At 64.4% G+C, this 11,525-nt stretch carries 11 protein-coding genes; 8 read left to right on the forward strand and 3 right to left on the reverse strand.

Annotated elements, in window-relative coordinates; genetic code table 11:
* Positions 1-24 precede the first annotated feature (24 nt).
* From KZO25_RS08665 to KZO25_RS08685, 5 genes are all read left to right on the forward strand, one after another.
* A complete protein-coding gene (locus tag KZO25_RS08665) occupies positions 25-477 on the forward strand; it encodes a transcriptional repressor (RefSeq protein ID WP_066448255.1) in 453 nt (150 codons plus the stop codon).
* 39 nt (positions 478-516) lie between these two features.
* On the forward strand, positions 517-969 hold the full coding sequence (gene hisI, locus KZO25_RS08670) for a phosphoribosyl-AMP cyclohydrolase (RefSeq protein ID WP_223136639.1): 453 nt from the start codon (positions 517-519) through the stop codon (positions 967-969).
* A 3-nt stretch (positions 970-972) separates the two neighbouring features.
* Positions 973-1,323 (forward strand): membrane protein insertion efficiency factor YidD, encoded by a 351-nt coding sequence (gene yidD / locus KZO25_RS08675; protein ID WP_223136640.1) that lies wholly within the window; start codon positions 973-975, stop codon positions 1,321-1,323.
* Between the two features lie 125 nt (positions 1,324-1,448).
* The gene (locus KZO25_RS08680; RefSeq protein ID WP_223136641.1) at positions 1,449-2,030 is read left to right on the forward strand and encodes a DJ-1/PfpI family protein; all 582 of its coding nucleotides are present in this window, start codon (positions 1,449-1,451) and stop codon (positions 2,028-2,030) included.
* Positions 2,031-2,153: 123 nt separating this feature from the next.
* Positions 2,154-2,561, forward strand: coding sequence for a ribbon-helix-helix domain-containing protein (locus KZO25_RS08685; protein ID WP_223136642.1), 408 nt, complete (start codon positions 2,154-2,156; stop codon positions 2,559-2,561).
* Here KZO25_RS08685 and KZO25_RS08690 read toward each other — a convergent pair.
* Both KZO25_RS08690 and KZO25_RS08695 read right to left on the reverse strand, forming a co-directional pair.
* On the reverse strand, positions 2,525-2,956 hold the full coding sequence (locus KZO25_RS08690; protein WP_223136643.1) for a SufE family protein: 432 nt from the start codon (positions 2,954-2,956) through the stop codon (positions 2,525-2,527). The two genes, KZO25_RS08685 and KZO25_RS08690, sit on opposite strands and share 37 nt — an antisense overlap.
* A 27-nt stretch (positions 2,957-2,983) precedes the next feature.
* Entirely contained in the window at positions 2,984-4,096 is a 1,113-nt protein-coding gene (locus tag KZO25_RS08695; RefSeq protein ID WP_316935628.1) for a site-specific integrase, read from the reverse strand.
* Between the two features lie 341 nt (positions 4,097-4,437).
* On the opposite strand from KZO25_RS08695, the gene KZO25_RS08700 reads away from it, so the two are divergent.
* Positions 4,438-5,517, forward strand: coding sequence for a DNA-binding protein (locus KZO25_RS08700; RefSeq protein ID WP_223136644.1), 1,080 nt, complete (start codon positions 4,438-4,440; stop codon positions 5,515-5,517).
* 30 nt (positions 5,518-5,547) lie between these two features.
* Here KZO25_RS08700 and nfuA read toward each other — a convergent pair whose 3' ends face one another.
* On the reverse strand, positions 5,548-6,138 hold the full coding sequence (nfuA, locus tag KZO25_RS08705) for a Fe-S biogenesis protein NfuA (protein WP_223136645.1): 591 nt from the start codon (positions 6,136-6,138) through the stop codon (positions 5,548-5,550).
* Between the two features lie 235 nt (positions 6,139-6,373).
* Here nfuA and metH point away from each other — a divergent pair, with 235 nt between their 5' ends.
* A complete protein-coding gene (gene metH, locus KZO25_RS08710) occupies positions 6,374-10,075 on the forward strand; it encodes a methionine synthase (protein ID WP_223136646.1) in 3,702 nt (1,233 codons plus the stop codon).
* An 82-nt stretch (positions 10,076-10,157) separates the two neighbouring features.
* Positions 10,158-11,486 (forward strand): MATE family efflux transporter, encoded by a 1,329-nt coding sequence (locus KZO25_RS08715; RefSeq protein WP_223136647.1) that lies wholly within the window; start codon positions 10,158-10,160, stop codon positions 11,484-11,486.
* Positions 11,487-11,525: the final 39 nt, after the last annotated feature.

Consider the following 11,525-nt stretch of genomic DNA (forward strand, 5'->3'; position numbering starts at 1 on the left):
AATCTTCCCAGCATCGGGTCACCCATGACCGATTCACATAGCCTGCTGCAACAGGCAGAAAGACAGTGTCAGCGCCACGGAGTACGCTTCACCCCGATTCGCAGGCGCGTCCTGGAAATGATCGCCGGAGCCACCGGTGGCATAAAGGCCTACGACCTTCTCGACCGCCTGGCCGTCGAGCATGCCGCCGCTCGCCCCCCGACGATCTATCGCGCCCTCGACTTCCTGATCGAGCAAGGTCTGGTGCATCGCATCGAGTCGCTGAACGCCTACGTGGCCTGCCCCTGCCCCGAACATGCACATGGCTTTCAGTTGCTGATCTGTCGCCATTGCGGTCGGGTCGAGGAGCTGCATCTGGATGAGGTCAACGATCAGCTCAACACCCAGGCGCGCCATTTCGGCTTTCGCGTCGAACGCCAGACCATCGAGCTGCTGGGTAGCTGTGATGTCTGTCTAAAGGCCACTGCTCGTGCCTGACGTCAGTGCCCGAGCTCAATACCGTATTGTGGAACCGTTATGGTCAATACCTTCAAGGAACTCGAACGGGCCGAGCTCAACGCACGACGCCCCCTAACCGCGATTCTTGCTGCCATTCGCTTCAACGCCGACGGCCTGATCCCTGCCATCGCCCAACAGCATGACAGCGGCGAGGTGCTGATGATGGCGTGGATGAACCGGGAGGCGCTGGAAGAAACGCTGGATACCGGCAGGGTCTGCTACTGGTCGCGCTCGCGGAACAAGCTATGGCGCAAGGGAGAGTCCTCCGGCCAGCAACAGCACCTGCGCGACGCCCGCCTCGACTGTGACGGAGATACCCTGCTGCTGCAGGTGGAGCAAACCGGCCCCGCCTGCCATACCGGGCGGCGCAGCTGTTTCTACGTGGCGCTGGAGAAGGACGCCGCGCGGATCACCAGCGAGCCACTGATCGACCCCGATACGCTCTACCAGAAGCCCCAGGAGGGACGCTGAGCGATGAATTGCCTGGCAGCCTGGCTCCATCGGCTGGGGCGTCTGCTGGCTCGCGGGCTCGGCCTGCTCATGCTTGGCCTGGTGAAGCTCTACCAGATCACCTTGAGCCCCTTGCTGGGTCCCCGCTGTCGCTTCTGGCCCAGCTGCTCCCACTACACGGCGGAAGCGATCAAGGTTCACGGGCCGTTCAAGGGAGGCTGGCTGGCCGCTCGCCGAATCGTGCGCTGCCACCCGGGTAGCGAGGGTGGGATCGACCCGGTACCCGGCGGGCCCAGCGAGCAGCTGTGCCGCGACGACCCTGAGCTCGACGAGGACTTCCGCTGCCGTTGCACCGGACATGCTTTGGAGCGCTGAAGCCCTGCTGTCATCTCTGAATCATGGATACCCTGTAGTAGCCCGCTAACACCCTCCTTCGGCTCGACCGTGCCAGACTGGTCAACGGCAACCCAACCACAACGAGCCGATCAGGAGATACGCCAATGTCCGCCAAACGCTTGCTCTTGCTATGTGGCGATTTCGCCGAAGACTACGAGACCATGGTGCCCTTCCAGGCCCTGCAGGCCGTGGGGCATCGTGTCGATGCCGTGTGCCCCGACAAGCGGGCCGGCGACAGCATTGCCACCGCCATCCACGACTTCGAGGGCGACCAGACCTACACTGAGAAGCCGGGACACCGCTTCACCCTCAATGCCGATTTCGCGGATATCGATCCCGCCGAGTACGACGGCCTGGTGATTGCCGGCGGTCGCGCCCCGGAATACCTGCGCCTGAACGACAAGGTCATCCAGCTTGTGTGTCATTTCTTCGATACCGACAAGCCGGTGGCGGCGATCTGTCACGCAGCCCAGCTTCTGGCGGCCGCCAGGGTGCTGGAAGGCCGCACCTGCGCGGCCTACCCTGCTTGCCGCCCCGAAGTGGAGCTGGCTGGCGGGCGCTACGCCGACATCGCCGTGGACGATGCCGTGACCGATGGCAAGCTGGTCACAGCCCCGGCCTGGCCTGCTCACCCAGCGTGGCTCGCCCAGTTCCTGGTCGTTCTCGAGACACGCATCGAGCTATAGGCGCCAATCCGAAAGGCTCACAGGAAGGGTTCTTAAGCGAAGTTCACTTCCAGCCACTTGCCCTGGCTCGCGCCCGACGCCATGATGGAAATGTCGGCCGGGCCAGCGAGGGAGGGAAACGGCATGTGCAGACTATTCATCGGCGCAGAGCCGGGTCTCTGGGAGCCTCAGACCCGCTCCATGCGGCTCGACGGGGTCTCCACCAGCGTTCGCCTGGAACGCTTCTTCTGGGCGGTATTGGAAGAGGTCGGCAGGCGCGACGATCTCACGCTCAATCAGCTGGTGGCGAAGCTCTCACGGGAATGCACGGAAGCCGGACATGACCCCGCCAACTTCGCCTCCTTCCTGAGAGTCTGCTGCGGACGCTATCAGGCACTGCAACTGGCGGGTGAGATACCGGTCGCGTCTGACGTCTCGATCGGTAGCCTGGATGCCGAGGGTATTCTTGCGCGGGAGCGGGTGCGCCACATCGCGGCGCGCCCCGCGGCCTCGCGTCAGGCAGAGGCCGCCTCCCGCTCCGCCACTTCGTAGATCGTCTTCAGCATGGCGTGCAGCCCGTTGCTTCGCGTCGGCGAGAGATGCTTGTCCAGGCCCAGGTCCTGCATGAAGTGCGGGCTGGTGGCGCAGATCTCCCCAGCGGGGCGTCCGCTATAGATGCGCAGCAGTACCGCAATCAGGCCTGACACGATGGCCGCATCCGAGATGGCATCGAAGTGGAGCACGCCCCCCTCGCGGCGATAGTGCATCCAGACATTCGACTGGCAGCCCTGGATCTTGCGCTCAGGCGTCTTCCACTCCTCGGGGAACGCCGGCAGCTGCTTGCCCATGTCGATGATGTACTGGTAGCGATCCATCCAGTTGTCGAACATCTCGAACTCATCCAGCAATTCCTGCTGCGCCTGTTCGGCGGTAGCTTCAGTCGTCATGGGAACTCCGTGGTTGGCATGGGCCCATTATACCGATTCATCCAGGGGTTCGTCCGCCCCAACCGGCAACCCGTGCAGCGATGACTGGCGATGCCACTCCTCATCCTCGGCGTGCAGGTAGCGAGCCGTGGTATCCAGTCGGGAGTGCCGCGCGGTACTGGCCAGATAGCGAAGCTCCACGCCGGCCTGGGCCTGGTGTGTCAACGCCGTATGCCGCAGCCAGTGAGGTGTCGCTTGCCGCAGCCGCTGCACCTGCGCCTTGCCGCCCTGCTCGGCTTCCAGGGCCTTGGCGGCATCGACGAAGGCCTCACGAATGAGGCGATAGAGCTGGTTGTCGCCCAGGCCGCGGCGCCCATTCAGACCGCGCAGCAACGGCGTATCCTCGCCGGACTCCGGCAAGGGTGCCAGGCCCAGGCCGGCTCGCCACTCCCCCAGCAAAGCCAGCATGTCCTGCGGCACGGGAATGGTCGCCAGCTTGTCGCCCTTGCCCACGACCCGCCACCACCAGCGCCCTTCCCGCATGACGAAGTCGTCCATGCGTGTCGCCGCCATTTCACTGATCCGCGGCGCCAGAAGGTAGGCGAAGCCGAAGATCATGCGACGTCGTGAACGATTGAAGCGGGCCTTTGTACCGGCACCCTCCTCCAGCGGCCGTTCCAGCCATTGCCACAGCCACTCCCACAGCGGGCGCTCCAGGTAGCGCTCGATCCTGGCCTGGCGGTTGTCGAGGCGACGGCGCTTGTCACGCATCAGGCGGAAGGGGTTGTGTGCCACCCAGCCCGCCTCGACCAGCCAGGCGAACAGGCCCTGAAGAATCACCAGGCTCTGCCGACGGCTGGCCGGTGATAGCGGTCCGCGAAACGGGCGCCACTCCGGGGAATGCCTGGGTCTCGGCGGCCCGACCCAGCGCTCGCCGGGCCGCGGGTCGGCAAGGAAGGCGTCGAAGGCATCGAGATCCTGGCGCCGGAGCTCACCGAGCCCCCTGCCCTGTTCGCCCAGCCAGAGCAGCAACCGCTCGGCCTCACGCCGATAGGCACGCAGCGTCTGCGGGCTGGTGCGAAACTCGGCCAGCCACAGCGCCACGGCATGGTGGTCGTCGTCCGCGGCGATTCGTGCCGCCCCCCGGTCGGCCACCGGCACGACCGAGGCGGCCTGCCCCACGGTCAGCTGTGGCCGTGGTGTTTGCTCTTGCCCTGCCTCGCTCACGCTGCGCTCTCCCGCCCACGGCTGGGGCTCTATCTGCTCATTTTCGCGTGGGTAACGTCAAATAATCAAGATAAGACGGGTAATCATGAATTTATTGCTATTTCATAAGGTATTTTACGTAATGAATATAATGTAATTATCTTCCCCTTCTGCTCGACTCGCACTAGACTATCTCCAACAGACGTCGAGCTGGGCAGATAGGACGACGAGGGAGCTAGGGCGCCTAGCAGCGCTTCTCAGCAGGGCATGTACATGGATGACGGCAGGAGAGCGGCATGGCACGCAGCGGAGTGCAGTACGAAGATGTAAAGCAGGCAATCGATACCCTAATGGCCAAGGGGGAAGCCCCCAGCGTGCAAAAGATCAGGGACGTGCTGGGAACCGGCAGCTTCACGACCATCAGCGACCACCTGCGCGAATGGCGCGCGCGGCGGGAAGTGCGCGCCGAAAACGTGACCACTCAAGCCATGCCAGAGCCGGTTCAGCAGCTGGCCGAAGGGCTTTGGGAGAAGGCGCAGGATGCTGCCGGAGCTGCCCTCGCCGAGTATCGTGAAGCAGCGGACCGCGAGGTCACTGCGGCCAGGGCTGCCGTTCAGGATGCCAGGCGCGAGGCTGAGGATGCGGAGCAGCGCGAAGCGGCACTCTCCGCACACCTGGCCAGCATCGAGCAGCGGCTGGAAGCGCGCAGTGCCGCCCTGGCCACCGCGGAAGTCGAGCGCGACCAGGCCATTGAAAAGGCCCGCAGGCTGGGTGAGCGACTCGCCCGAAGCCTTCAGCAGCTTGAGCGACTGCAGGCGGAAAGCGAGCTGCAGCTTCAGACCCACCAGCAGGCCCTGGGGGAGCGGGAAGCACAGCACCAGGCTCGCCAGCAACAGGAGGAGCAGCGCCACGAAGCCGCCGAAGCGAGACTGATGAGCCTGCTGGACGAGGCGCGCCAGGAGCGCCTGTCCGGCGAGAAGCGCTACGCGGCCAACCTGCGACAGCTGGAAAGCCGCCAGGAGGCGCTGAAGCAGGAGCTGCAGGAAATGCGCGCCATACTGGCCAAGGAAGAGAAACAGCACCGGGAAACCCAGTGGGCTCGAACCCGAGCAGAAGAGCGGGCCGAGACCATGCGCCACGAACAGTCACTGTTGCAGGCGCGCATCGACGACCAGAAGCGCCATCTGGAAGAGCAGGCCAGTCGCTTGCGCCTGCTGGAGTCCGAGATCAGCCGTCGGCTCTGGCAGGGCGAAGCGCATCACCAGAGGGAAGAGCGAGGGGCTCCCGCGACGAAAAAAGGCCCCGCCAATACGGAGCCTGCAAAGGTATCAATCGCCAAAAGTGAAATCGACAGGAGTGAGGGCGAGAGCCGCTAACCTCCGCGGCACTCACCAGCCCCTGGGGTATCAGCGATAATAGGCGTTCGTGGTGTCGGTATGGTCGGTGACGTCACGGATGCCCGTCAATTCGGGAATACGCTCCATCAGGGTCTTCTCGACCCCCTCTTTCAGAGTCAGGTCGACAGCAGCGCAGCCCTGGCAGCCGCCGCCGAACGCCAGCACCGCCACCTTGTCCTCTGTCAGCTCGGTCAGCTTGATCTCGCCGCCATGGGCAGCCAGGCCGGGGTTGATCTCGCTGTAGAGAATATAGTTGACCCGGTCCTCGAGGGGGCTGTCGGCGTTGACCTTGGGCATCTTGGCATTGGGGGCCTTGATGGTCAGCTGTCCCCCCATGCGGTCGGCATTGAAATCGACCACAGCCTCGTCGAGGAAGGGAAGGCTGTTCTTGTCCAGGAACACATTGATCTTCTGCAGCTCGACACGCTCGTCGGTGGGCTCCTCCTCACCCGGCCGGCAATAGGCCAGGCAGGTCTCGGCATAGGGCGTACCGGGCTGGGTAATGAAGATGCGCACGGCGATACCCTCGACGTTCTGCTTCTCCAGCAGTTCGGCAAGGTAATCCTGGGCACTGTCGGTAATCTGGATAGTCTCGCTCATGGTGTTCTCGCTGCTCTGGTCGCTGCCCAGTCGGGCAGGCCGTATTGATATACCCTCATGGTAAGCAAAACCGGCCGGCGAGACAATCCCGACTATTTTGGTCGGTTTTTGATCAGCCCTGCCCTCGCGGCGCCGCTTTTGGTAACATACGGGCCGACTCGGCCCGCCCAAGAAGACGCCCAGAGGCGCCTGCGCGGCCGGCTACCCGTGACTTCGCTGGAGACCGACCCCACCCATGGCCGCCGTTCCCTCTGCCTTGACCGCCACCCTCACCGAACAACTCGGTCAGCGTATCCTGATGCTCGATGGTGGCATGGGTACCATGCTGCAGAATGCTGAACTCGATGAGGCCGACTTCCGCGGTGACCGTTTCCACGACTGGCCCTCGGACCTGAAGGGCAACAACGACCTGCTGGCCCTGACCTGCCCGGACCTGGTGACGCGGATTCATCGCCAGTACCTGGAGGCAGGCGCCGACATCATCGAAACCAACACCTTCAACAGCACACGCCTCTCCCAGTCCGACTATGGCATGGAGGAGCTGGTCCCCGAGCTCAACCGGGAGTCGGCACGGCTGGCCCGTGAGGTATGCGACGCCGTGGCCAGCGAAACCGGCGTGCCACGCTACGTGGCCGGCGTGCTGGGGCCAACCTCCCGCACCGCCTCGCTGTCGCCGGACGTCAATGACCCGGCCAAGCGCAACGTCACCTTCGACGCGCTGCGTGAGAATTACTATGAAGCGGCCGAAGCGCTGATCGAAGGCGGCGCCGATCTGATCATGATCGAAACCATCTTCGACACCCTCAATGCCAAGGCGGCCATCTTCGCCCTGGAGCAACTGTTTGCCGATCGCGGCGAGCGCCTGCCGGTCATGATCTCGGGCACCATCACCGATGCCTCGGGGCGCACTCTTTCCGGCCAGACCACCGAGGCATTCTGGAACTCGGTGCGCCATGCCGAGCCGCTCTCCATCGGGCTGAACTGCGCCCTGGGTGCCGCAGAGCTTCGCCCCTATCTGGAAGAACTCTCCACCAAGGCCGACACCTTCGTTTCCGCGCACCCCAACGCCGGCCTGCCCAACGAGTTCGGCGAATACGACCAGACGCCCGAGGAGATGGCCGCCATCGTCGCCGAGTTCGCCGAAAGCGGCCTGGTCAATATCATCGGTGGCTGCTGTGGCTCCACGCCGGAGCACATTGCCGCCATCCACGCCGCGATCGAGGGCATGGCCCCGCGGCAGGTGCCCGAGCGCCCTCGAGCGTGCCGCCTGTCCGGCCTCGAGCCCTTCAACATCGAGAAGGATTCACTGTTCGTCAACGTCGGCGAGCGTACCAACGTCACCGGCTCGGCCCGCTTCAAGCGCCTGATCGTCGACGAGGACTACAACACCGCCCTGGAGGTGGCACTGGAGCAGGTGGAGAACGGTGCCCAGGTCATCGACATCAACATGGACGAGGGCATGCTGGAGTCCGAGGAAGCCATGGTGCGCTTTCTCAACCTGATCGCCGGGGAGCCCGACATCGCCCGGGTGCCGATCATGATCGACTCCTCAAAGTGGGAGATCATCGAGGCCGGTCTCAAATGCGTCCAGGGCAAGACAGTGGTCAATTCCATCTCCATGAAGGAGGGTGAGGACGCCTTCCGGGAGCAGGCTACCCTGTGTCGGCGCTACGGTGCCGCCGTGGTGGTCATGGCCTTCGACGAGCAGGGCCAGGCAGATACCTTCGCCCGCAAGACGGAGATCTGTCAGCGGGCCTACGAGATCCTGGTCGACGAGGTGGGGTTCCCGCCGGAAGACATCATCTTCGATCCCAACATTTTCGCCATCGCCACCGGCATCGAAGAGCACAACAACTATGCGGTGGACTTCATTGAGGCCACCCGCTGGATACGCGAGCACCTGCCTCACGCCATGGTCTCGGGCGGCGTCTCCAACGTCTCGTTCTCGTTTCGCGGCAACAATCCGGTACGCGAGGCGATCCATTCGGCCTTCCTCTATCACGCCATTCGCGCCGGCCTGAGCATGGGCATCGTCAATGCCGGCCAGCTGGCCGTGTATGACGATCTGCCCGCCGAACTGCGCGACGCGGTGGAGGACGTGGTCCTGAACCGGCGCCCCGACGGCACCGAACGACTGCTGGATATCGCCGATCGCTACAAGGGCGACGGCAGCGGCCCCGCCAAGAAGGAGGACCTGGAGTGGCGCAGTTGGGAGGTCGAGAAACGCATCTCCCACGCCCTGGTCAAGGGGATCACCGTCTATATCGAGGAGGACACCGAGGAGGCGCGCCAGCGGGCCAGCCGCCCCATCGAGGTGATCGAAGGGCCGCTGATGGATGGCATGAACGTGGTTGGCGACCTGTTCGGGGCCGGCAAGATGTTCCTGCCCCAGGTGGTCAAGTCGGCACGGGTCATGAAGCAGGCGGTGGCCTATCTGATCCCCTATATCGAAGCGGAGAAGACCGAGGATACCAAGGCCAAGGGCAAGATCGTCATGGCCACGGTGAAGGGCGACGTCCACGATATCGGCAAGAACATCGTCGGCGTGGTCCTGCAGTGCAACAACTACGATGTGGTCGATCTCGGCGTCATGGTGTCGGCGGAGAAGATCCTGCAGACGGCCAGGGCCGAGAATGCCGACATCATCGGCCTGTCGGGCCTGATCACCCCTTCCCTCGACGAGATGGTCCATGTGGCCAAGGAGATGCAGCGACAGGGCTTCGACCTGCCGCTGCTGATCGGTGGAGCCACCACCTCCAAGGCGCATACCGCGGTGAAGATCGAGCCCGGCTACGAGCACCCGGTGATCTACGTGGCGGATGCCTCCCGCGCCGTGGGCGTGGCCGGCAAGCTGCTGTCGCCGGCGTTGAAGCCAAGCTATGTGGCCGAGATTCGCGCAGAGTATGACCAGGTGCGCGAACGCAATGCCAGGCGCCGCCCCAAGGCGGCCGACCTGAGCTATGCCGAGGCCCGCGAACGCAAGTTGCCCATCGACTGGGCCAGCTACACCCCGCCGCGCCCCGCCGTCACCGGCCTGAAGGTATTCGACAGCTATGATATCGAGGAGCTGATCGAGCGCATCGACTGGACCCCCTTCTTCATGAGCTGGGAGCTGGCGGGCAAGTATCCGAAGATCCTCGATGACAAGGTGGTCGGCGAAGCCGCCCGCAGCCTCTTCGCCGATGCCCAGGAGATGCTGCGCAAGCTGATCGACGAGAAGCACATCCAGGCGCGCGGCGTGATCGGGCTGTGGCCGGCCAACAGCGTCGACGATGATGTCATCGAGGTCTACGCCGACGAGTCGCGTACCCAGGTGGTCGAGCGGCTGCACCACATCCGCCAGCAGACCACCAAGAACCGCGACGGGGTCTGCTACAGCCTCGCCGACTTCGTGGCGCCGAAGGCGTCGGGCAAGCCGGACTGGATCGGCGGTTTCGCCGTGACCACCGGGCATGGTGTCGAGGCACTGGCCGAGCGCTACAAGGCCGCCGGCGACGACTACAGCGCAATCATGGTGCAGGCCTTGACCGACCGCATGGCCGAGGCCTTCGCCGAACGCATGCACGAGCGGGTGCGCAAGGAGTTCTGGGGCTATGTGCCGGACGAACGCCTGGACAACGTCGAGCTGATCGCCGAGAAGTACCAGGGCATCCGGCCCGCGCCGGGGTATCCCGCCTGCCCCGACCACACCGAGAAGAGCACCCTGTTCCGTCTGCTCGATGCCTCCGCGAATGCCGGCATCGATCTCACCGAGAACTTCGCCATGTGGCCGGCGGCAGCGGTTTCCGGCTGGTATTTCTCGCACCCACAGTCGAAGTACTTCTCCACCGGCAAGATCACCCGGGACCAGGTGGAAGCCCTGGCTGAGCGCAAGCAGATGAGCCTGGAGGAGCTGGAGCGCTGGCTGTCGCCGGTGCTCTCCTACGACCCCGCATGATCGGAATCGGGGCCTGAAGAGGCTCCGGAAGCCCTCGTTCGCGAGGGTTTCCTCCCCACTCACCCTTTCGACCGGAAGCCGGATGCTGCCCGAATCGCTCCGCCGCCAGAAAATCCTGCGCCTGGCCCTGCCGATCATCGCCGGCATGCTGTCGCAGAGCCTGATCAACCTGATCGATGCGGCCCTGGTCGGTTCGCTAGGCCAGGTACCCCTGGCCGGCATCGGCATCGGCGGCTACGCCATGTTCCTGATCACTGCCGTGGTGTTCGGCCTGTCGTCGGGGGTGCAGGCACAGACCGCCAGGCGCCATGGTGAGGAGGATTGGCCGAACTGCGCCATGCCGCTCAACGCCGGCCTGGTGATTGCATTCGCGGTTGCACTGCCCATTGCCCTGCTCTGTCTGTGGCAGGCGCCCGCTCTGCTCGGCCTGATCAATCAGGACCCCGCCGTGAGCGCAGTAGCCGTGGAATACTTCCGCTGGCGCGTCCTCTCGCTGATTGCCGTGGCGATGATCTTCTGTTTCCGCGGCTACTGGAACGGTATCCAGCAAACCGGGATCTACCTGCGGATAATCCTGTTCACCCATGTGATCAATGTGGCCGCCAGCCTGGTGCTCATCTTCGGCTACCTGGGGCTTCCGGCGATGGGGCCCGCCGGTGCGGGCGCGGGCACGACCCTGTCGCTGTTCATCGGGCTTGGCATCTGGGCACTGGTCAGCGTGAGGCATGCAGGCAAGCGTGGCTTCCTGGTCGAGCTGCCACGGCGCAGGACCTTCACCACCACTCTGCGCCTGGCCCTGCCCCACTCCTTCCAGCAGCTGTGGTTCGCCGCAGGCTACGCGGTGCTGTTCTGGATACTGGGCCAGATCGATTCCGCCAGCGTGGCGGTGGGCCATGTCCTGGTCAATCTCTCGCTGCTGCTGATCCTGCCCGGCGTGGGGCTCGGCATGGCGGCCATGACATTGGTCGGCCACTCCCTGGGCCAGCAGGCCCATCAGGAGGCACATCGCTGGGGCTGGGACGTGGTACGCTTGGCCTGGCTCTGCCTGGCGGCCCTGGCGCTGCCCATGGCGCTGTTCCCCGAGCTGGTGCTGGGCCTGTTCCTTCACGACCCCGATCTGATCGAGCTCGGGCGACTGCCACTGCAGCTTACCGCAGCCATGATCGTGCTGGATGCCGCGGCGCTGGTACTCGGTCAGGCCCTGCTTGGCGCCGGCGCCAACCGCACCGTGATGACCACCACGCTGACGCTCCAATGGCTGGTCTTCCTGCCACTGGCCTGGTGGGTTGGGGTGGCTATGGAGCAAGGCCTGCTGGGCATCTGGTGGGTACAGCTCGGCTACCGCTGTCTGAATTCAGCCTGGTTCGGCCTTATCTGGCAGCGACGCCACTGGCAGCGGCTGGCGGTATAGGCGCAAGCCAGCGGACTTGACTCCTTATATTACTTTCCG

This window comes from Halomonas sp. ANAO-440, from assembly GCF_019915905.1.
Taxonomy (GTDB): domain Bacteria; phylum Pseudomonadota; class Gammaproteobacteria; order Pseudomonadales; family Halomonadaceae; genus Halomonas; species Halomonas chromatireducens.

Excerpts from the sequence above, each read along its gene's own strand:
- KZO25_RS08665 (WP_066448255.1), top strand. The coding sequence starts at position 25 with ATGACCGATTCACATAGCCTGCTGCAACAGGCAGAAAGACAGTGTCAG.
- KZO25_RS08680 (WP_223136641.1), top strand. The coding sequence starts at position 1,449 with ATGTCCGCCAAACGCTTGCTCTTGCTATGTGGCGATTTCGCCGAAGAC.
- KZO25_RS08690 (WP_223136643.1), bottom strand. The coding sequence starts at position 2,956 with ATGACGACTGAAGCTACCGCCGAACAGGCGCAGCAGGAATTGCTGGAT.
- nfuA (WP_223136645.1), bottom strand. The coding sequence starts at position 6,138 with ATGAGCGAGACTATCCAGATTACCGACAGTGCCCAGGATTACCTTGCC.
- KZO25_RS08700 (WP_223136644.1), top strand. The coding sequence starts at position 4,438 with ATGGCACGCAGCGGAGTGCAGTACGAAGATGTAAAGCAGGCAATCGAT.
- KZO25_RS08715 (WP_223136647.1), top strand. The coding sequence starts at position 10,158 with ATGCTGCCCGAATCGCTCCGCCGCCAGAAAATCCTGCGCCTGGCCCTG.
- hisI (WP_223136639.1), top strand. The coding sequence starts at position 517 with ATGGTCAATACCTTCAAGGAACTCGAACGGGCCGAGCTCAACGCACGA.
- metH (WP_223136646.1), top strand. The coding sequence starts at position 6,374 with ATGGCCGCCGTTCCCTCTGCCTTGACCGCCACCCTCACCGAACAACTC.
- KZO25_RS08685 (WP_223136642.1), top strand. The coding sequence starts at position 2,154 with ATGTGCAGACTATTCATCGGCGCAGAGCCGGGTCTCTGGGAGCCTCAG.
- yidD (WP_223136640.1), top strand. The coding sequence starts at position 973 with ATGAATTGCCTGGCAGCCTGGCTCCATCGGCTGGGGCGTCTGCTGGCT.